The organism is Nonomuraea sp. NPDC049378 (genome assembly GCF_055586745.1).
This window is the reverse complement of sequence record NZ_JBVJHP010000008.1, coordinates 252,810-271,770: the sequence shown is the minus strand read 5'-3', so window position 1 is coordinate 271,770 and position 18,961 is coordinate 252,810. Positions and strand designations below refer to the sequence as shown.

Here is an 18,961-nt window from a genome sequence, read left to right as displayed (position 1 = left end):
CACAAGCATGTCATATTCATGAAATGTCGCAAAGCTGCCAACCGCTGAGCTGGCCTCGGCGATCCGCTTCCCGGTAGGACGGACATGGACCTGTTGATGTTTCGCACCCATGCCTGCCAGGGAGGCAGCTTTGAAGAAGGCTTTCGCCATCGGGTTGACGGCCGCGCTCGCGGTCGTGTCGGCCCCGACGCCCGCGTCCGCTGACGGTTTCGGCCGCTGGCACCAGCCCTCCTGCGAGACGGTCACCGGCGACGGCACGGTGACGTACACGCGGGACGAAGGCAAGACCATCACACCGACCAGCAAGACGTTGGAGCCGGTCGTCTACACCAACGGCCTGGTCACCCTCGACCGCCCTGACACGTTGCTCTCCTTGGCCAACAACCAGTTGTCGCGCTCCTCGGACGCCGGCTGCACGTGGGAACCCGTGGGCGAGGTGGCGGGCTCGAACATCGAGCTGACCGCGGCCCGCGGCGACCGCGCCTACGCGTGGGACCGCGAGGGCCACCTCTCGCTCGCCACGACCGACGGGGTCACGCCGCTGACCTCGCCGGCCGACAGGCTGGCCGGGCTCGGCACCCACCGCCGCCACGGCGACCAGCTGCGGGTGGCCGACGGCGACGGGCAGCTGCACGAGTCGCGCGACGGCGGGCGCACGTGGCAGCCCATCGGCGTGCCGGCCTGGGAGAAGGACGAGCTGCGCAGCGTCTACACGGCGGTGTTCGACCCGCACAACCTCAACCACGTCGTGCTGGGCGCGTCGAACACCGGGGTGCGCGTCACCACCAACGGCGGGCGCACCTGGACGACCGCGAAAGGGCTGAGCGCGTCCGGCGGGAAGGTCAACGTGTTCAGCGCCGCGATCTCGCCCACCTCGCCGAACGTCGTGTACGTGATGGGGCTCGACCTCGACGAGCTGCACGCGGGCGCGCCGTCCGGCGGCCGGCACATCTACCGCTCGATGGACGGAGGCCGCCGCTTCGTCCCCGTCGTGGACCAGGGCAACGGCATCACGATCCCCAACGGGCCGCTGCTCGCCGCCCACCCGAAGGACCCGGGCGTGCTCTATTTCGTGTGGGGCACCGGCTGGTCCTCCCTCGGCACCGACATCTACCGGTACGACTTCTGGCGCGACAACGTCACCATCCGGCACAACGCCTACGACCGGGTCACCTCGATCGCTTTCAACCCCGCCGACTCCAGCGTGATGTACCTGGGGGTGGCCGAAGAGGTCTGACCGCCCCGCGAGAGAGACCGGCGCACCTTTCCGCCGCGCGCCTCCCGTCACCCTTCCGGTTCCAGGGTGGCGGGAGGCGCTGTCACGGCGCCCACAGGCTGTGGATGAGAGCCGCCGAACACCTCCCGCAGCGCCTCCGGCGTCAGGACCTCGCCGGGAGGGCCCTGCGCCACCAGCCGGCCACCGTCGAGGAGGAGGCAGTGGCCGGCTCTCATGGCCGCGGCCAGGTCATGGGTGACGTGGACCACCGTGACACCGCCCGCGCTCTCCTCGTCGACGACGCCGCCGATGAGACGGCCGGCCTCCACGTCGAGCCCCGTCGCCGGCTCGTCGAGCAGGAGCAGCCCCGGCTCCTGGGCCAGCCCCTGGGCGACCAGCGCCCGCTGGCGCTGCCCTCCCGACAGCGCGCCCAGCTGCCGCCCGGCCAGGTCGAGGATGCCCAGGCGAGACATGCAGGCGTCGACCACCGCCCAGTCGGCCGCCGTCAGCCGCCGCCACGGCCCGCGTAGCGCCCAGCGGCCCATCGCCACCGCGTCGCGGACCGTGAGCGGCAGGGCGTCCGGCACCGCGCTGCGCTGAACCACGTATCCCGGGCGCCGCCGGTCGCGCTCGATCCGCCCGCGTACCGGTCTGATGACGCCGGCGAGCACGCCGAGCAGCGTGGACTTGCCCGAGCCGTTCGGGCCGACGACGGCCGTCACCGCCGAGGCGGGCAGTCCGGCCGAGATCCCGCGCAGCACCGTCCTGCGGCCGAATCCGGCCACGACGTCATGGATGGCGACCGCATCGCCGAGCTTCATGGCCAACCTCCACTTGAAAACGACAACGGTTTTCATTGTAGTGTGGCTGTCATGGATTGGCTGCTTGATCCCTTCCAGGTGTCATTTGTCCGGCAGGCGCTCTGGGCGGGCGTCCTCGTCTCCCTCATCTGCGCGATCGCCGGGACCTGGGTCGTGCTGCGCGGCATGGCCTTCCTCGGCGACGCGATGTCCCACGGGATGCTCCTGGGCGTGGCGCTCGCGTCCCTGACGGGGGTGAACGTGCTCGTCGGCGGGCTGCTCAGCGCCGCCGGGATGGCGTTGGGCGTGAGCGTGCTCGGCAGGTCGCCGCGGCTGTCCCAGGACACCGGCATCGGCCTGCTCTTCGCCGGGATGCTGGCGCTGGGCGTGATCGTCGTCTCCCACTCCCGGTCGTTCGCCGTCGACCTGACCGCGTTCCTGTTCGGTGACGTGCTCGCGGTCCGCGGGGACGACCTCGCGGGCCTGGGCGCCGCGCTCGCGGTCACCGTCGTGGTGGCGGCGCTCGGCCACCGGGCGTTCGTCGCGCTCGCGTTCGACCCCCGCAAGGCCCACACGCTCGGCCTGCGCCCGCGGGCGGCTCAGGTGCTGCTGGTCGGGTTGGTCACGGTCGCCATCGTCGCCTCGTTCCACATCGTCGGCACCCTGCTGGTCTTCGGGCTGCTCATCGCGCCGGCCGCCGCCGCCGCGCTGTGGGCGCGGGCCATCCCGAAGATCATGCTCGGGGCGGCGCTGCTCGGGATCGTCTCGACCGTGGCCGGGCTCGTCGTCTCCTGGCATGCGGCGACGGCGGCGGGCGCCACCATCGCCGCCGTCGCCGTGGCGCTGTTCTTCGTCTCCGCGGCGGCCGGCCTGCTGAGACACCGCCTCGCGGCCCGTACGGGAGCGCCGTCATGAGGGCCGCCGTCGCCGCGGCGCTCGCCGGGCTGCTCCTGCTGGCCGGGTGCGGGCGGCAACCGCAGCAGAGCACGGCCGCCCGCACCCCGCACGGGTACGTCGCGGGCGCCGAGGAGATGCCGGAGCCCCAGTCGCGGCTGCTGCTGGCCGGTGACCGGGCGGGCGCCGTGCGCGTGCTCGACCTGCTCACCGGCAAGGTGTCACCGGTCGCCGACGTCGAGCAGGTCGAGAGCGTGACCGGCGACGGCCGCTTCGCCTACCTCACCACCGCCACGGGCGGGCTCCGGGTGATCGACACCGGCGCGTGGACCGTCGACCACGGCGACCACGTGCACTACTACCGGGCGGCGCCCCGCGACCTCGGCACGCTGCGCGGGCGGCCCCCGTACACCATCGCCGGCGACGCCGCCGTGACCGCCGTGCGCTCCTCCGACGGCACGGTCATGCTGCTCGACCGCGCCCGCATGGAGAAGGGCACGCTGGCGGAGACCGCCAGATTCACGGCCGCCGCCGCGGTGCCGTACGCGGAGCACGTGATCGTGGCCGATGGCGGCGAGGTGCGGCTCGTGACGCGGGCCGGCGAGCCGGGCCAGGCCATCGGCGCCTGCGCGGACGCGGCGGGAACGGCGGTGACCAGGCGCGGCGTCATCATCGGCTGCGCCGGCGGCGCCGTGCTCGTCACCGAGGACGACGGCGCGTTCGAGATCGTGCGGATCCCCTACCCGCGCGTGCCGTCCGCCGGCCGGCGGGCCACGGAGTTCCGGCACCGGCCTGGCAGCACGATCCTGGCGGCCAGGGCCGGCGACGCGGGCGTGTGGGTGCTCGACGTCACCGCCAGGACGTGGCGGCGGATCAGGACCGGGCCCGCCGTGGCGGTCAACGCCGCGGGGGACGGGATGCCGGTCCTGGTCCTGACAGGTGACGGCACGCTGCGCGCGTACGACCCGGGCTCCGGGAAGGAACAGGCCGGCACGATGGTGCTCCGCACGCCGCTGACCGGCGCGCCGTCCATCGAGGTCGACGCCGCCCGCGCGTACGTCAACGACCCGGCGGGCCGGGCCGTGCACGAGATCGACTACAACGACGGCCTCAGGCACGCCCGCACGTTCGAGCCCGGCTTCGCGCCCGCGCACATGACGGAGACCGGGCGATGAGGGCGCGCAGGGCCGCCTGCGTCGCGGCGGCCGTCGTGCTGGCGGCGCTGGCCGGATGCGCCGGCCAGGACGCGCGGGGGCCCCAGGTGGTCGTCACCACCAACATCCTCGGCGACGTCACCCGCGCCGTCGCCGGCGGCGAGGCCGAGGTGACCGTGCTGATGAAGCCCGACTCCGACCCGCACTCGTTCGGCGTCTCGGCCCAGGAGGCCGCGCTGATCGAACGCGCGGACCTCGTGGTCCACAACGGGCTCGGCCTGGAGGAGGGCGTCCTGCGGAACGTACGGGCCGCCGCGGACGCCGGCCTGCCCACGCTGGCCGTCGCCGAGGGCGTCGAACCCCTCCGCTTCGCCGGCGACGAGAGCGCCGGGCAGCTCGACCCCCACTTCTGGACCGACCCGCGGCGCATGGCCAGGGCCGTCGACCTGATCGCCGAGCAGGTCATCGCGCACGTGGACGGCGCCGATCCGGCCGCCGTGCGGGCCGCCGCCGACGCTTACCGCGAGCGGGTCGAGCGGCTGGACGCCTGGGTGGCGGAGCAGGTCGCGACCGTCCCTCCCGCCGCGCGCAAGCTGGTCACCAACCACCATGTCTTCGGCTATTTCGCGCGGCGCTACGGCTTCGAGGTCGTCGGCGCGGTGATCCCCAGCGGCACCACCCTGGCCTCCCCGAGCGCCTCGGACCTGCAGTCGCTGAAGGTCGCCGTCCAGCGCACGAAGGTGAACGCGATCTTCGCGGACTCCTCCCAGCCCGACCGGCTCGCCCAGGTGCTCGCCTCCGAGGCCGGCGTGCGGGTCAAGGTCGTCCCCCTGTTCTCGGAGTCGCTGAGCAGCACGGCGGGCGCCACCACCTACCTCGACATGGTCCGCACCAACACGAAAGCCATCGTCGACGGCCTCAACGGCCGCTGAACCCCCAGAGAAAGGCACACTCATGACCGTCAGGACATCCCTTCCCGTTCTGGTCGCCGCCGCGGCCCTGCTGGCCGCGTGCGGAACCGCGCCGCCCGCCCCTGCGCCCGGCGCCGCGCCGCCCGCCGCCTCCTCCCCTCAGCCGCCCGTGACGGATCCGATCGTGGTGACCTACGACGGCGGGCTCTACGTGCTCGACGGCCAGAGCCTGCGGCTGGCCAAGGACATCCCGCTGGCCGGGTTCAACCGGGTCAACCCCGCGGGTGACGAGCGGCACGTGATGGTCTCCACCGCGACCGGTTTCCGTGTGCTCGACGCGGTCACCCCGGCGCTGAAGGACGACGAGTTCAAGGGCAGCAAGCCGGGCCACGTCGTCAGGCACGGCGGCACCACGGTGCTGTTCTCGGACGGCACCGGCGAGGTGACCGTGTTCGACCCCGCCGACCTGGCCGGGGGCCTGCCGGAAGGCGAGGTCTACACCGCCGCCGCGCCCCACCACGGTGTGGCGCTCCAGCTGGAGAACGGCGAGCTGGTCGTCTCCCTCGGCACCGAGGAGAAGCGGACGGGCCTGCTCGTCCTCGACAGGTCGCGCAAGGAGATCGCGCGCAGCGAGGACTGCCCGGGCGTCCACGGGGAGGCCACCGCGCTGGACGAGGCCGTCGTGGTCGGCTGCGAGGACGGCGTGCTCATCTACAAGGACGGCGAGTTCACCAAGGTCGACAGCCCCGACGAGTACGGCCGCATCGGCAACCAGGCGGGCTCCGACGTCTCCCCCATCGTTCTCGGCGACTACAAGAAGGATCCCGACGCCGAGCTGGAGCGCCCGACGCAGGTCTCGCTCATCGACACCGCCGCCGGCACGATGCGGCTGCTTGACCTCGGGACGAGCTACACCTTCCGCTCGCTGGCCCGCGGGCCGCAGGGGGAGGCCCTCGTGCTCGGCACCGACGGCCGCGTCCACGTCATCGACCCCGCCGAGGCGAGGGTCGTCAGGTCGATCGAGGTCATGGGCGAGTGGAAGGAGCCGATCGACTGGCAGCAGCCGCGGCCGGCCATCTTCGTCCGCGGCCGGAGCGTCTACGTGAGCGACCCGGCGACCAGGAAGGTGCACGCGATCGACCTCGCGTCCGGGAAGGTCGTCAGGAGCACCACCCTGCCGCGCAGCCCCAACGAGCTCAGCGGCGCCGGCTGAACGCCGCAATGTCCGGCGAATGTCCGGCTCGCGGCCTGGTCCTGGCCCGCGCGACCCGCCAAGACTCGATGACGTGAACGGGGAGCGGCTCCCCTCACGAGAGGAGTGACTGGTGAAGATCTCACGTATCGCGGCGGGCATCACGCTCGGCGCGCTTTCCGCCGCGCTGTTCGCGACCCCGGCGATGGCCGACCGCGACTCCGGCGGCGGCACGTTCGACCGCGAGTACGGCGTCGGCACGCTCGACCGCGAGTACGGCGACGGCACGGACGGCACCCGCGTGACCTGAGCGCGTGACCGTACTCGGCCCGTGCAACCTCCTCGGACGGGGGTCGGGGGACCCGGGCCGGCCTCGAACGTCAGGGGTCCGGCCGGGAGCGGCCGGGGAAGCCGCTCCTCAAGATCCGCAGGAGCGAGGCCCCGGCGAAATAGCCGATCAGAGCCGCCGTGGGGAAGCCGGCGGGACCGTGGTTGCCGGGCCCTGCCAGGGCGACGGCGAGGAGGCCGCCCACGACGGCGGCCATCCCGGCGAAGGTCAGAGCAGCGGCGCCGCGTCCCGGGGGCGCGTTGGGGCCGCTGCGCCGTTCCACGGACCCGAACACCGCGACGAGCAGACCGAGGATGATCGCGAGCGCGGCCAGCCAGGGGATGCGCAACAACAACCACGGAAGGGATCCGGGGGCGGCCTGGGGCAGCAGCCCGGTGGGGTAGAGCGCCAGGACGCCGAGCACGGCGGCGGTCATGTGCCACAGGAACAGGGTCATGATCACCGAGTTGACCGCCACGACCGCCGTCCACTGCCGTACTCCCTGCAACCACCGGTTGGCGGGCTCGTGGAGGAGCAGCGCGACGCCGGTCTGGGCGGTGGCCAGCGCCAGCAGGGCCAGGGTGGGCGGGGACGTGTTCTGGATCTCCTGCCCCGCCACGCCGACCATGCTGACCGGATAGGGGCCGAACACGGTGAGCCCCACCAGGGCGGCCAGCCCGGTCAGCGCCAGGGGCAGCGCGACGGCCGGGCGGGCCGGCAGCCGCCCGTCCTGCCAGGCGAAGCCGAGCTGGTGCACCGCGAGCCAGGCGAACAGGTAGTTGCCCGCCCCGCCGTAAGGGATCCACGGCACGAACCGCCCCGCGTCGCCCGCCGCGACGAGGACGACCAGCACGATGGGCACGGCCAGCCCGTACCTGCGGTGCAGCGCGTGCATCACCGGTGTCAGGACCACCGCCGACAGGTACGCCACCAGGAACCACAGCGGGATGCCCGCCAGCCAGACCCCCATGCCGACCAGCTCGGGGCCGACCCCCGCGACGCCGGCGGCCAGGCCGGCGGCCGTGAGCACCGCCAGCAACATCGTGGTGGGCCGCACCAGCCGGTCGGTACGGCGCAGCGTCCACCCGGCGGCGCCGCCGCCCTCGCGGCGGTGGGCGGCGAGCGAGGCGGCGTTGGCGTACCCGCCGACCAGGAAGAAAATCGGCATGACCTGGAACAACCAGGTCAGCGGCCGGGTCCACGGCACGACGTCCAGGACGTTGACCCCGTGCAGGCCGCCGTTGTAGCTGACCGAGAGCACCAGCCAGTGCCCGGTCACCACGGCCGCGATCGCGACGGCACGCAGGAGGTCGACGTGGCGGTCGCGGTGGGCAGGGGTCTGCTCGGCCTTGCGCCGCAGCTCTCTCGCGGCCCGTTCGATGGCTCCCATGGCGCCCTCAGCGCACCGTGTGCTCTTTCATGCTGGAGCATCTACCCAACCCGGCAGGTACCCGCTGGAACGACGGGAAAATGGGCACGGGTAATAGCCGTGATGTTTCCTCGACATACGGTTTGCATCGCGTGTTCTTGGCGTGACACATGGTCATTTCTTGCCGTGAGATGGCGTGTTCTTGAGCCACGATCGAGTTCGGCGATGATTTTCAGGTAATCCACAGAAAGGGCAGGTAACCTCGCCCACCATGATGTGGCAGCGTACGTTCAACAGCGCGCTGGCCAAGTACGCAGGATTCCGGATCGAACGGGTAGGAAAAGCGGAGAACGCGAAGAAGGTCGTCGAGCGGCCCAGGAAGGCCGCCCCCGACACTTCTTTCCGGCCGCCGTCCGACCCCCGCGATCGCCTGCTCGAGGCCCCGGTGTTCGTGATCTCCCCCGTCCGGTCCGGCTCGACGTTGTTGCGGTCGATGCTCAACGCGCACCCGGACCTGCACGCCCCCCACGAGCTGCACGTACGCCGGTTGAGCGTGGACTTCGGCACGACCCTGGCCGAGAAGGCGATGGAGGCGCTCGGGCACAACCGCGCCGACATCGAGCACCTGCTGTGGGACCGGGTGCTCCACCGCGAGCTGGTACGCAGCGGGAAGCGGTACATCGTGGACAAGACGCCGGCCAACGCCTTCGCCTACGAACGGCTCGCCGCGTGCTGGCCGGATGCCAGGTTCGTGTTCCTGCTGCGCCACCCCGCCTCGATCGCGACGTCCTGGTACGAAGCCAGCCCCGGCAAACGCACGCCGGACGAAGCGGCGGCCGACGCGTTGCGGTACATGAAGGCGGTGGAGCGTGCCAGGAAGGCGCTGCCCGGCCTGACCGTGCGCTACGAGGAGCTGACCGCCGACCCGGAGAAGATCAGCCGCCTGATCTGCGATTTCCTCGGCATCGGCTGGGCGCCCGAGCTGCTCTCCTACGGCACGCCCGACGTGGTGACCAAGGGGCTCGGCGACTGGAAGGACAAGATCCGTTCGGGCACCGTGCAGAAGGGCCGCGACCTGCCCGAGCCGGCGGAGATTCCCGAGGTGTTGCACGCCATGTGCCGGACGTGGGAGTACCTACCGTGAAGATCCGATACATGCTGCTGCACGCGTACGGCATGGGCGGGACCATCAGGACGGTGGTCAACCAGGCCAACGCGATGGCCGAGGCGGGTCACGACGTCGAGATCGTCAGCGTCGTACGCCGGCGGAGCAGTCCGCAGTTCGCCATCGACGAGCGCGTGCGGGTGTGGGCCTTGGTGGACCAGCGCGACGGCGTCGCCGCCGACTCGCTGGCCCGCAAGGTGTGGCGGCGTGCCCGCGGCAAGATCGTGCCGTACGGCGAGTTCGCCGCCGAATACTTCACGGAGCGGGTGGAGGGCGCGGTCATCGACTACGTGTCCGGGCTTGAGGGCGGCATCCTGGTCACCACCCGGCCGGCGCTCAACCTCATCTCCGCGCGCCGCGGCTCGCGCAAGGTGATCAGGGTCGCGCAGGAGCACATGAACCTGGGCTCCTACCACCCGGCGGTACGCGAGGACATCACCAAGCACTACGGCCGTTTCGACGCGGTGACGGTGCTGACGGAGACCAGCGTCGACGAATACCGGCCGCTGCTGCCCGGAACCCCGGTCGTGCGCATCCCGAACGCGGTCGACATGGAGGGGCGCAAGCACTCCGACCTGACCCGTCCGGTGGTGATCGCCGTCGGCCGGCTGGTGCCCCAGAAGGGCTTCGACATGCTCATCAAGGCCTACGCCGCGATCGCGCCCGAGTTCCCCGACTGGCGGCTGCGCATCTTCGGCACGGGCCCGTCGAAGGACCGGCTGCAGCAGCGGCTCGACGAGTTCGACCTGGGCGACGCAATCCGGCTGATGGGCCGCAGCGACCGCATCCACGAGGAGCTGTCGCAGTCGTCGGTCTACGCGCTGAGCTCGCGGATCGAGGGCCTGCCGATGGCGATGATCGAGGCGATGGGTCACGCCCTGCCGATCGTCGCCTTCGACTGCCCGACGGGCCCCGGTGACGTGCTGACGCATGACGTGGACGGCGTGCTGGTGCCGCCGCGCGACATCGAGGCGCTGTCGGCGGCGCTCAGGCGGGTGATGAGCGACCCCGCGCTGCGCCGGCGGCTGGGCGCCGCCGCCGCCGAGGTCGCCCACGCGTACACGCCGCAGGTCGTGATGCCGCAGTGGGAGCGCCTGTTCACCAGCCTGAGCAACGGCGAACCGGTCGCCGCCGGCTGAGCGGCGGCGAGAGATCGTGCGGCGCCGGCCGTCTCCGGCGCCGCGGCTCTGTGCGTGATCTCCTTTCGGAGCGGGCGGGACGCTAGGTTGAGATTTCCGCAGGCCCTTTCGGAAGGAGCCCAGCACTCTCATGGCAGGTGAACCCCCTCCCACCGGTCACGTGGCCGCGTCCGGCATCGACGCGTCCGTGCCGCACGCCGCGCGGATGTGGAACTACTGGCTCGGCGGCAAGGACTATTACGACGTCGACCGCGTGGCCGGCGACCAGTTCAGCCAGGCGTTCCCCGACATCGTGCACATCGCCCGCCTGTCCCGGCACCTGCTCGCCCGCATCGTGCGCCATCTGGTCAACGAGGCGGGCGTGCGCCAGTTCCTCGACATCGGCACCGGGCTGCCCACGGTGGACAACACGCACGAGGTCGCCCAGCGGGCCGATCCGTCGTGCCGCGTCGTCTACGTCGACAACGATCCCCTGGTGCTCGCGCACGCCCGCGCCCTGCTGGTCGGCACGCCGGAAGGCGCCACCGACTACGTCCACGCCGACCTGCGCGACCCCGGCGCGATCGTCTCCGCCGCCGCCAGGACACTCGACCTCGACCGGCCCGTCGCGCTCATGCTGATGGGCATCGTCGGCTACGTCACCGACGAGGAGGGCGCCCACGACATCGTGCGAGGGCTGGTCGACGCCCTGCCGCCCGGCAGCCACCTCGCCCTGTGGGACGGCGTCAACCTGGTCACCGGCGAGGCGCTCGACCAGGCCCAGGACGACTACAACTCGGGCGGCGGCGTCCCCTACAACCTGCGCACCCCCGAGCGGTTCGCCGCGTTCTTCGACGGCATGGACCTCGTGGAGCCCGGGGTGGTGTCCCTGCCGCTGTGGCGCCCCGACCCCGACCCGCTCGCCCCGATGGAAGAGGTCGACGCGCTGTGCGGGGTCGCCCGCAAGCGGTGACCTACATCGTGGCCATGATCTGACGCAGGATCTCCGGGGTCTCCGACGGCGGCGGCGCCTGCACGCTGAGCTCGTTCATCAGGTGCTGGTAGGGGCGGACCTCGGAGTCCTTGGTGAGATACTGCGCGCCGGCGAGGTGTTCGAGGTAGACCACGTCGTCCAGCTCCGCCTGAGCGAAGCGCAGGATGGTGACGGGGCCGGCGCCGCCGGCCGCGCCCTCGATGCTGAACGGGATCACCTGCAGGGTGATGTGCGGCAGCTCGGCCTGCTCGACGAGGTGGCGGAGCTGGTCGCGCATGATCGTCTCGCCGCCGACGCGGCGGCGCAGCGCGGCCTCGTCCAGGACCGCCCACAGCTTGTGCGACGCGGGCTCGGACAGGATGCGCCGGCGGCGCATCCGCAGCTCGACGCGGTGCTCGATCAGCTCGGCGGGTTCGTCCTTGTGGCCCTGCACGAAGACCGCGCGGGCGTAGTCCTCGGTCTGCAGCAGGCCGGGGACGAACTGGATCTCGTGCGTACGGATCAGCGCCGCGTCCTGCTCCAGCCCGAGGTAGGGCTCGAACCAGTCGGGGATCACGTCGCGGTAGTCCTGCCACCAGCCCGGCGCGTTGGCCTGCTCGGCGAGGACGAGCAGGGCCTGGCGTTCGGCGTCGTCGGCCACGCCGTACAGGGTGAGCAGGTCGGCCACGTCGCGCAGCTTGAAACTGCTGCGCCCGCCCTCCATCCGGCTGATCTTCGAATGGGAGCCGCGGATGGTATATCCCGCCTTTTCGCGGCTGATCTCCCGTGACTCCCGCAGCCGGCGCAACTGTGTCCCCACCAATATGCGCAGCGCCGTGGGTCCAGGCTGCAGAGAATCCCTGTCAGGTATATCGGTCGGATCGCTCATCTCACGAGCAGTCGACATAAATGCTCCTAATTCGGCACATCACCCCGGGCCGCCCACCGGCAATCCTGCCACGCAGGCGCCCCTCAAACACCATATTTCGGAGCGAGCGGGCGACACACCGCCATTGCCCGGATACGGGACATGCGTTTCGCTCTCTTCGCCGTCCCGGGGCCATAAGAGATCATCCAGGGCACGAAATGATCACCACCTCGGCGAGCTCCTCGGGCTGCGCCCGCCCTGAACCCGTCGCCGGTTTGAAGGGGCCAACCCCTTTGCTGTACCGTGACGTCCCGCTATGAATTCGACAACATTTCAAAATAATTCGAAATATGTCAGTAAAGGCGTACGAACACTTGCCGCCGTGCTCGGCTCCGCCGTTGTATTGAGCGGCTGCGGCGTGATCGAGCTCGGCTCCCGGCGCGGGGCGGAGCGGCCGGGCGACGACCCCCCGGCGCAGAGCCGGGAGGAGAGCCCGAGCGAGGAGCCCCTCCAGCCGAAGAACGACCCACTCGCCGGGGACGGCCCTCTGTTCGCGCACTTCAAGCGGGTGCGGGCGGCCGACCCGTGCGAGCTCGTGCCGCACTCCATGTTGAAGAAGTACGGCCCCGAGCAGCTCGTCGTGCGCGGGTCGGGCATCACCGAATGCCAGTACCTGACCGGATACTCCGACGCCTCCAAGAGCGTTTACAGCTTCAAAATCGATCTGCACACGCACTTCGAGCAGAAGGACGCGGAAGACGCCGAGCAGGAGAAGCTCGACGGGCGCACGATTTACCGCGAGGAATACTCCACCGACAGCGCGAGCCACCGCAGCTGCCACTACAAGGTGCCTTATGAGGGCGTGGAGGGCAGCGCGTTCGCCCTCGACCTGTTGAAGACCCCGCCGCGCGGCGAGGAGAGCCAGGAGTGGCCGCAGCGCTGCGCCGCCGCCAAGCAGTATCTCGGCGCGGTCATGGACAGGGTCCTCAAGCTGCCGCCGAGGAAGGGCCGGGCGGTGGGCATCATGGGCAAGGACCCGTGCGCGCGCAAGGACGACCTGCTCGCCGCGATCGGCCGCTCGTACACGCTCATCGACGTGCGCTACTCCGGCCCGTACAGCTGCGATCTGCAGCTGGCGAACAAGGCGAAGAACCAGGAGCTCACGCTCGCCTCAGGCCTGGCCTTTCACGAGCGCCAGACCGGCGGCGAGTCGACCGAGCAGGTCAAGAACCGGCGGCTCACCATGAACGGCCTCTACACCCTCAACTCCAGGTCCGACTACAAGGTCTCCAAGTCCTGCCAGAACTCCGTGGAGCTGCGGCGGGCCACGAACAGCAGGAAGAACGGCGCGCACTACGTGACCGTCGGCCTCTCCAGCGGAAAGCTGGAGCTGGAGGACGCGGACGCGAGCTTCGAGGCGCCGCCCGTGTCGTGCGCGCTGGTCACCAGGCTCACCCGGATCGTGCTCGACGGCGTCCGGTCGTCCTCGTGAGAGGCCAGGCGCAGGACCGTCATCCCCGGTCGAGATAGGCCTCGATGCCGTCGAGCACGCGTTCCAGGCCGAACTCGAACCCCTCGGCCGGCCTGCCCTCGTCGGCGAGGTGGCCCAGCACGGCGTTCAGGTGAGGGAAACGGTCCTGGGCCCGCCTGATCAGCTCGTGGCCGAAGGAGGAGTCCTGGTGGTCGACGGACGGCTGGACGGCGCCGCGGACGTAGCCGTTGACGAGGAGCACGGAGTTCAGCACGTCGCGGGGCGACAGTCCGGCGCCCGACATGGCGGCCATGGCGCTTTCGAGGCGGGCGGTCTCGTTCGGCCCCATGACGCGCCGGGTCGTCACCAGCGCGAGCGCCCAGGGGTGGCGCAGGAAGATGTCGCGGGTGTCGCGCGCCCACAGCTCGATCGCCTCCCGCCAGTGCCCGGGCTCGGCCGGCTCCTTCGCGGGAGGGCCGATCGCGGTGTCCAGCATCAGGCTGACGAGGTCGTCTTTCGTGGAGACGTGGCGGTAGAGCGACATGGTGCCGGAGCCGAGCCGGGCGGCGATCCGCTGCATGGACAGCGCGGCCAGCCCCTCCTCGTCGGCGATGGCGATCGCCTCGGCCACGATCCGGTCGAGGTGCAGCACCGGCTTGGGGCCCCTGGGGGCACGCCGCCGATCTCCCCAGAGCCATTCGGCGCCCGTGAGCGGCCCGGACCCCTCGCGGCTGCCGCCGGTCATCGCCTCCCCCTCACGTCGGAGCGCCACTCCGGCGCGCCACTCCCCTGCTCAACGCGTATGTGCTCACCGTAGCGGGGGCCGCCCACCGCCGCATTCGACGGATCTCGCTGGCGGCGGCGCCTTGGCTGCGTATAGCGTACCCAGTTATGAGTACGATATACGCTGATACCTGGACCCGCGACCAACCGGTGTTGCCGATCAGGTCCCTCCGCCGGGCCGGTTTGCCGGGGGCGGCCCCGGGCAGCCGCGGAGCATGAAAGCGTCCAGCACAAAGCGGGCCGCCCGGGCCCGCGCGAAACTGCCCGCCCGCGGCCCCCGGCGGCGTAAGGGCCGCACGGCCCTGCTCCTCGCCGGAGCGGCGGCGGTGGCCGGGATGGCGATCGTGCGCGCGGCACGCTCAGCGCCGCCCAACCCGAACGGATGGTTCACCGTCACGGTCGAGACGGACCCGGCCCGGCTGACCGGCCCCGACCGGCCCGACGAACTGGCCCGGATCGCCGAACGGCACGAGATCCGCGTCAGGCCCGCACCCGGCGGCCGGGGCAGCGAGATCGCGGTACGCGAGGCCGACGGGGAGACGCGCGACCGCGTACGGAAGCTGAAGCAGGTGCTCGAAACCGGGGAGGTGCTCCTGGTCGACGGGCAGCCCGAGGGCCACCGCACCGCGCTCGGCCGCGCCGGCACGCCGGCGTTCCGGCATCTCACGAGGAAGGGCGCACGATGAGGGCGCTGTGCTGGACCGGCGTGAACGAGGTGGCGGTCGAGGACGTCCCCGACCCCGGGCTGCTCAACCGGCAGGACGCCGTCGTCAAGGTCACCGCGAGCTCCACGTGCGGCTCCGACCTGCACCTGCTGGACGGCTACGTGCCCACGATGATGGCCGGTGACGTGCTCGGGCACGAGTTCGTCGGCGAGGTGGTCGAGACCGGCCCCGACGTGCGCCGGCGGCGCGTCGGCGAACGAGTGACGGTGTGCTCGATCATCGGCTGCGGGCGCTGCCACTACTGCAAGGAGGGGTTGTGGTCGCTGTGCGACAACTCCAACCCCAACCCCGGCTTCCTGGAGACGGCGAACGGGCACGCCTCGGCGGGCATCTTCGGCTACTCCCACGCGCTGGGCGGCTTCGCGGGCAGCCACGCCGAATACGTACGGGTGCCGTACGCGGACGTCAACGCCTTCCCCGTGCCGGACGACGTGCCGGACGCGAGCGCCGTGTTCGCCTCGGACGCCGTACCCACCGGGTGGATGGGCGCCGACCTCGGCGAGGTGGGGCCCGGTGACGTGGTCGCGGTGTGGGGCTGCGGCGGCGTCGGCCAGATGGCGGCCCTGGCGTCCCTGCGCATGGGCGCCGACCGGGTGATCGTCATCGACCGGTTCCCCGAACGGCTGGCCATGGCCGCCGAGATGGGCGCGGAGATCCTGGACTACGGCGAGTCCGACGTGCTGGAGGCGCTCAAGGAGCTGACCGGCGGGCGCGGGCCCGACGTGTGCATCGAGGCCGTCGGCATGGAGAGCCACGGCACCGGCGCCCAGTACGCCTACGACCGGGTCAAGCACGCCCTGCGCCTGCAGACCGACCGCGGGATCTCGCTGCGCCAGGCCGTCCACGCCTGCCGCAAGGGCGGCGTCGTCTCCGTGCTCGGCGTCTACCTCGGCGTGGTCGACAAGTTCCCGATGGGCGCGGTCATGAACAAGGGCCTGACGCTCCGCGGCGGCCAGCAGCACGGCCACCGCTACATCCCGATGATCCTCGACCGGATGAGCAAGGGCGAGATCGACGCCTCGCCCCTGCTCACCCACCCCATGCGCCTGGAGGACGGGCCCAGGGGCTACGAGCTGTTCAAGACGAAGCAGGAAGGCTGCGTCAGGGCCGTGTTCCGCCCGTGACGGGCCGGGTCGGGAGGACGCGAGCCGCGGCCGCCCCGGACCACGAAGCCCGCTCCTGAGCGCCGGGGCGTGGACGCGTACCATCCTTCACGTCGTTCACGTGGCGTGACAGGGGGCATGGAGGCGGCGTGGCGGAGCAGCCGGGCGGGCTCGACCTGCATCTCGACGTGCGTCTTGACGGGCCTCGCGACGGGCGTCGCGGGCCGGGAGCGCTGGGGCGGTCGCTGGAGTCGGCGCTGCGCGACGGGGTGCGCTCCGGCCGGCTGCCGCCCGGCAGCCGGTTGCCGGGCAGCCGGAGCCTCGCGGCCGACCTGGGCATCTCGCGGGGCACCGTCGTCCAGGCCTACACCCAGCTGATCGCCGAAGGCTGGCTGACCGGCGCGCCGGGATCGGGCACCTCGGTCGCGACGCCGCCCACGCCGACCGCGGAACCCGGCGAAGACGCGCTCGCTGGAAGGTCCCACGAGGCGGAGACCTGGTCGGTGGACCTGCGTCCCGGCCGGCCCGACGTCGGCTCGTTCCCGCGTACGGCGTGGGCGTCGGCCGTGCGCCGGGCCCTGGCCACCACCCCTTCCCGTGACCTGGACTACGGCGACCCGGCCGGGCTGCCGGTGCTGCGGCAGGCGATCGCCGGCTACGCCGGGCGGGCCCGCGGTGTGCGGGCCCACGCCGGCTCCGTGATCGTGGTCGGCGGGTTCTCCTCCGGGCTGGCGCTGCTCGCCAGGGCCCTGCGCGGCCTCGGTGGCACGCGGATCGCCACCGAGGACCCCGGTCTCCCGCGCCACCGCGAGCTCGTACGCGCCGCGGGGCTGGAGACGGCGCCGCTCGCCGTCGACGCGGGCGGCGCCGACCCGGCAGGACTGCCCGTACGCTGCGCGGCCGCGCTGCTCACCCCCGCGCACCAGCACCCGCTGGGCGTGGTGCTGGCACCGGAGCGGCGGGTGGCGTTCGCCGGCTGGGCGCGGCACACGGGCGGCTACCTGATCGAGGACGACTACGACGGGGAGTTCCGCTACGACCACCACCCGGTCGGGGCCCTGCAGGCGCTGGCACCCGACCGCGTGGTCTACGCGGGCAGCGCCAGCAAGGCACTGGCACCGGGGATGCGGCTCGGCTGGCTGATCGTCCCCCGCTCGCTGCGCGAGCCGGTGATCAGGGCCGTCGAGGACACCGGGGCGTCGGTTCCGTCCGTGACCCAACTGGCCTTCGCCGACCTGATCGAGCGGGGCGAGTACGACCGGCACATCCGCCGCTCGCGCCTGGTCTACCGGCGGCGCCGCACAGAGCTGGCCCGACGGCTCTCGTCACCGCTGCCGGGAGTGGCCGCGGGGCTGCACGCGCTGCTGCCCCTCCCCTCGGCCGAGCGGGAACGGCGGCTGATCGAGGCGGGGCGGCGCGCAGGCGTCCGTCTCCAGGGCCTGCACGCGGCCGGCTACTGGCACGAGCCGTCCGGCGACCGGCCCGCCGCGCTGCTCATCGGCTACGCCGCCCCGCCCCGGCACGACTGGCGCCGCGCCCTGGAGGCCCTCTGCGCGCTCACCACCTCGTCAGCGTAAAAGCCGACCGCCGCACCGCGCCGGGGTCAGCCCGTTCGGGAGATCACCTCGGCGAATCCGTCGCGCCATGAGGGGTAGGCGGGCTCCCATCCCAGGTGACTGCGGGCGTGGTGGTTGTCCGCGCCCCGCGCCTGCGGGCTCCTCGGAGCGTCCGAGCGAGGCGGCGGCGGGGCCCCGACGGCCCGGCAGAAGGCGGGCACCCAGTCGGCGGCGGGCGCGGGCTCGTCGTCGCAGATGTTCACCGCCCCGGTCGGCCAGTCGAGTGCCTGTACGGCGGCCGTCGCGGCGTCCCCGGTCTCGACGAAACTGCTGACGTCGCGGCCCGCCACGAGCGCGCCCTGCCGGACCTGCCCGGCCATCGGGCCGCCGGGCTCGTAGAAGGTGCCGGGGCCGTACAGCAGCCCGTATCTCAGGACCACCCATTCGGGCAGCTCGCGAACCGTGTCCTCCAGCGCCACCACACCGTCGACGCTGACCCGCCGCAGGCCCTCGGCGTGGACGTCGAGCGGGGTCCGCTCGACCGCGGGGACGTCACCGGGTTCGTACATCCAGGCGATGCTCTGTGCCACGATGCGGCGCACGCCGGCGGCCAGCGCGGCGTCGACCATGGCGCGGGTGCCGGCTTTGCGGAGCTCGGCGTTCGCAGCGGGGTCACCGCCGCTCAGGTCGGTCAGCTGGTGCATGATCACGTCGGGGGCGGCCTCGCGGACCGCCAGGGCGAGGCCGTGCGCGTCGCGGACGTCGCCGCGCACGGCGGCGGCGCCGTCAGGCACCGGCCGCCGGCCCCTGGTCAGCGCCGTGACCTGGTGGCCCGCGGCGAGCAGCCGCGGCACGATGTGGTGGCCGAGCACGCCGGTGGCGCCCGCGAGGAAGACGTGCATGGTCATGCCTGCGCGGGCCTGGGCACGCGGCGGTCGCGACGGGCGACGAGCTCGCCTTCGTCCACGAGGGTGAGCATCGGCTCACCCGGCACACCGGCCATCACCACCACGAACCGGCTCCAATCGTCCTTGAGGTTGTTGGCCGCCTGGTAGTGGATCACGTCTCCGCCCGGCTCCCAGAACGCCTCACCCGCTCTGATCACCCGTTCGGGCTCCCCCTCCAGCTCGAAGATCATTTCGCCTTCGAGCATGTAGCCGAAGACCGGCCCGGAGTGCCGGTGCGGCGGCGTGCCCGGGTCACCCGGCGGCAACTCGACCTTCGCCGTCATCATCTCCGCCCCCTGCGGGATGAACGGCGGGACCTGGTGGTCCAGGGTCGTCAGAACCGTCCGCGACCGTCTCGTCATCGTCATACGGCCGAGGCTAGACGGCC

Annotated in this window: 19 protein-coding genes; 13 read left to right on the top strand and 6 right to left on the bottom strand. The window is 72.1% G+C overall.

Annotated elements, in window-relative coordinates; all coding sequences use genetic code 11:
- Window positions 1-130 precede the first annotated feature (130 nt).
- On the top strand, window positions 131-1,237 hold the full coding sequence (locus ACZ6SA_RS19580) for a hypothetical protein (protein ID WP_347647835.1): 1,107 nt from the start codon (window positions 131-133) through the stop codon (window positions 1,235-1,237).
- A 47-nt stretch (window positions 1,238-1,284) separates the two neighbouring features.
- Here the strand turns inward: ACZ6SA_RS19580 and aztA are convergent, their stop codons facing one another.
- Window positions 1,285-2,037, bottom strand: coding sequence for a zinc ABC transporter ATP-binding protein AztA (gene aztA, locus ACZ6SA_RS19575; RefSeq protein WP_347647836.1), 753 nt, complete (start codon window positions 2,035-2,037; stop codon window positions 1,285-1,287).
- 51 nt (window positions 2,038-2,088) lie between these two features.
- Here aztA and aztB point away from each other — a divergent pair, with 51 nt between their 5' ends.
- From aztB to ACZ6SA_RS19550, 5 genes are all read left to right on the top strand, one after another.
- Entirely contained in the window at window positions 2,089-2,931 is an 843-nt protein-coding gene (aztB, locus tag ACZ6SA_RS19570; protein ID WP_465829369.1) for a zinc ABC transporter permease AztB, read from the top strand.
- Window positions 2,928-4,085 (top strand): ABC transporter, encoded by a 1,158-nt coding sequence (locus ACZ6SA_RS19565; RefSeq protein ID WP_465829367.1) that lies wholly within the window; start codon window positions 2,928-2,930, stop codon window positions 4,083-4,085. Before aztB ends, ACZ6SA_RS19565 begins: the two co-directional genes overlap by 4 nt.
- A complete protein-coding gene (gene aztC / locus ACZ6SA_RS19560) occupies window positions 4,082-4,996 on the top strand; it encodes a zinc ABC transporter substrate-binding protein AztC (protein ID WP_465829365.1) in 915 nt (304 codons plus the stop codon). Before ACZ6SA_RS19565 ends, aztC begins: the two co-directional genes overlap by 4 nt.
- Before the next feature lie 22 nt (window positions 4,997-5,018).
- A complete protein-coding gene (aztD, locus tag ACZ6SA_RS19555; RefSeq protein ID WP_347647840.1) occupies window positions 5,019-6,188 on the top strand; it encodes a zinc metallochaperone AztD in 1,170 nt (389 codons plus the stop codon).
- A 112-nt stretch (window positions 6,189-6,300) separates the two neighbouring features.
- Window positions 6,301-6,477, top strand: a complete 177-nt coding sequence (locus tag ACZ6SA_RS19550; RefSeq protein WP_347647841.1) for a hypothetical protein — start codon at window positions 6,301-6,303, stop codon at window positions 6,475-6,477.
- A gap of 70 nt (window positions 6,478-6,547) precedes the next feature.
- Here the strand turns inward: ACZ6SA_RS19550 and ACZ6SA_RS19545 are convergent, their stop codons facing one another.
- A complete protein-coding gene (locus ACZ6SA_RS19545; RefSeq protein WP_347647842.1) occupies window positions 6,548-7,885 on the bottom strand; it encodes an acyltransferase family protein in 1,338 nt (445 codons plus the stop codon).
- A 250-nt stretch (window positions 7,886-8,135) separates the two neighbouring features.
- On the opposite strand from ACZ6SA_RS19545, the gene ACZ6SA_RS19540 reads away from it, so the two are divergent.
- The 3 genes from ACZ6SA_RS19540 (at window position 8,136) to ACZ6SA_RS19530 (ending at window position 11,120) form a co-directional block, all read left to right on the top strand.
- On the top strand, window positions 8,136-9,008 hold the full coding sequence (locus tag ACZ6SA_RS19540; protein WP_347647843.1) for a sulfotransferase family protein: 873 nt from the start codon (window positions 8,136-8,138) through the stop codon (window positions 9,006-9,008).
- Window positions 9,005-10,168 carry a glycosyltransferase family 4 protein gene (locus ACZ6SA_RS19535; RefSeq protein WP_347647844.1) on the top strand — a complete coding sequence of 388 codons (1,164 nt, stop codon included), beginning with the start codon at window positions 9,005-9,007 and terminating at the stop codon, window positions 10,166-10,168. The genes ACZ6SA_RS19540 and ACZ6SA_RS19535 overlap by 4 nt, the downstream gene beginning before the upstream one ends.
- 130 nt (window positions 10,169-10,298) lie before the next feature.
- Window positions 10,299-11,120: an SAM-dependent methyltransferase gene (locus ACZ6SA_RS19530; protein ID WP_347647845.1), complete on the top strand. Its 822-nt coding sequence runs from the start codon at window positions 10,299-10,301 to the stop codon at window positions 11,118-11,120.
- A 1-nt stretch (window position 11,121) separates the two neighbouring features.
- On the opposite strand, the gene ACZ6SA_RS19525 is transcribed toward ACZ6SA_RS19530, so the two are convergent.
- A complete protein-coding gene (locus ACZ6SA_RS19525; RefSeq protein ID WP_465829530.1) occupies window positions 11,122-12,009 on the bottom strand; it encodes a helix-turn-helix domain-containing protein in 888 nt (295 codons plus the stop codon).
- 397 nt (window positions 12,010-12,406) lie between these two features.
- On the opposite strand from ACZ6SA_RS19525, the gene ACZ6SA_RS19520 reads away from it, so the two are divergent.
- Window positions 12,407-13,480, top strand: a complete 1,074-nt coding sequence (locus ACZ6SA_RS19520) for a hypothetical protein (RefSeq protein WP_465829361.1) — start codon at window positions 12,407-12,409, stop codon at window positions 13,478-13,480.
- A 19-nt stretch (window positions 13,481-13,499) separates the two neighbouring features.
- Here ACZ6SA_RS19520 and ACZ6SA_RS19515 read toward each other — a convergent pair whose 3' ends face one another.
- On the bottom strand, window positions 13,500-14,204 hold the full coding sequence (locus ACZ6SA_RS19515; protein ID WP_465829359.1) for a TetR/AcrR family transcriptional regulator: 705 nt from the start codon (window positions 14,202-14,204) through the stop codon (window positions 13,500-13,502).
- Window positions 14,205-14,457: 253 nt separating this feature from the next.
- Here ACZ6SA_RS19515 and ACZ6SA_RS19510 point away from each other — a divergent pair, with 253 nt between their 5' ends.
- From ACZ6SA_RS19510 to pdxR, 3 genes are all read left to right on the top strand, one after another.
- On the top strand, window positions 14,458-14,928 hold the full coding sequence (locus tag ACZ6SA_RS19510) for a hypothetical protein (protein WP_347647849.1): 471 nt from the start codon (window positions 14,458-14,460) through the stop codon (window positions 14,926-14,928).
- Window positions 14,925-16,091, top strand: a complete 1,167-nt coding sequence (locus tag ACZ6SA_RS19505; protein ID WP_347647850.1) for a zinc-dependent alcohol dehydrogenase — start codon at window positions 14,925-14,927, stop codon at window positions 16,089-16,091. The genes ACZ6SA_RS19510 and ACZ6SA_RS19505 overlap by 4 nt, the downstream gene beginning before the upstream one ends.
- Window positions 16,092-16,219: 128 nt before the next feature.
- Entirely contained in the window at window positions 16,220-17,647 is a 1,428-nt protein-coding gene (gene pdxR, locus ACZ6SA_RS19500) for a MocR-like pyridoxine biosynthesis transcription factor PdxR (protein ID WP_465829356.1), read from the top strand.
- Between the two features lie 26 nt (window positions 17,648-17,673).
- Here pdxR and ACZ6SA_RS19495 read toward each other — a convergent pair whose 3' ends face one another.
- Together ACZ6SA_RS19495 and ACZ6SA_RS19490 are read right to left on the bottom strand one after the other, a co-directional pair.
- A complete protein-coding gene (locus ACZ6SA_RS19495; protein WP_465829354.1) occupies window positions 17,674-18,534 on the bottom strand; it encodes an NAD-dependent epimerase/dehydratase family protein in 861 nt (286 codons plus the stop codon).
- Window positions 18,531-18,941: a cupin domain-containing protein gene (locus ACZ6SA_RS19490; protein WP_465829352.1), complete on the bottom strand. Its 411-nt coding sequence runs from the start codon at window positions 18,939-18,941 to the stop codon at window positions 18,531-18,533. The genes ACZ6SA_RS19495 and ACZ6SA_RS19490 overlap by 4 nt, the downstream gene beginning before the upstream one ends.
- Window positions 18,942-18,961: the final 20 nt, after the last annotated feature.

Excerpts from the sequence above, each read along its gene's own strand:
- ACZ6SA_RS19505 (WP_347647850.1), top strand. The coding sequence starts at position 14,925 with ATGAGGGCGCTGTGCTGGACCGGCGTGAACGAGGTGGCGGTCGAGGAC.
- ACZ6SA_RS19510 (WP_347647849.1), top strand. The coding sequence starts at position 14,458 with ATGAAAGCGTCCAGCACAAAGCGGGCCGCCCGGGCCCGCGCGAAACTG.
- aztD (WP_347647840.1), top strand. The coding sequence starts at position 5,019 with ATGACCGTCAGGACATCCCTTCCCGTTCTGGTCGCCGCCGCGGCCCTG.
- aztB (WP_465829369.1), top strand. The coding sequence starts at position 2,089 with ATGGATTGGCTGCTTGATCCCTTCCAGGTGTCATTTGTCCGGCAGGCG.
- aztA (WP_347647836.1), bottom strand. The coding sequence starts at position 2,037 with ATGAAGCTCGGCGATGCGGTCGCCATCCATGACGTCGTGGCCGGATTC.
- ACZ6SA_RS19525 (WP_465829530.1), bottom strand. The coding sequence starts at position 12,009 with ATGAGCGATCCGACCGATATACCTGACAGGGATTCTCTGCAGCCTGGA.
- ACZ6SA_RS19545 (WP_347647842.1), bottom strand. The coding sequence starts at position 7,885 with ATGGGAGCCATCGAACGGGCCGCGAGAGAGCTGCGGCGCAAGGCCGAG.
- aztC (WP_465829365.1), top strand. The coding sequence starts at position 4,082 with ATGAGGGCGCGCAGGGCCGCCTGCGTCGCGGCGGCCGTCGTGCTGGCG.
- ACZ6SA_RS19515 (WP_465829359.1), bottom strand. The coding sequence starts at position 14,204 with ATGACCGGCGGCAGCCGCGAGGGGTCCGGGCCGCTCACGGGCGCCGAA.
- ACZ6SA_RS19530 (WP_347647845.1), top strand. The coding sequence starts at position 10,299 with ATGGCAGGTGAACCCCCTCCCACCGGTCACGTGGCCGCGTCCGGCATC.
- ACZ6SA_RS19540 (WP_347647843.1), top strand. The coding sequence starts at position 8,136 with ATGATGTGGCAGCGTACGTTCAACAGCGCGCTGGCCAAGTACGCAGGA.
- ACZ6SA_RS19565 (WP_465829367.1), top strand. The coding sequence starts at position 2,928 with ATGAGGGCCGCCGTCGCCGCGGCGCTCGCCGGGCTGCTCCTGCTGGCC.
- ACZ6SA_RS19490 (WP_465829352.1), bottom strand. The coding sequence starts at position 18,941 with ATGACGATGACGAGACGGTCGCGGACGGTTCTGACGACCCTGGACCAC.
- ACZ6SA_RS19495 (WP_465829354.1), bottom strand. The coding sequence starts at position 18,534 with ATGACCATGCACGTCTTCCTCGCGGGCGCCACCGGCGTGCTCGGCCAC.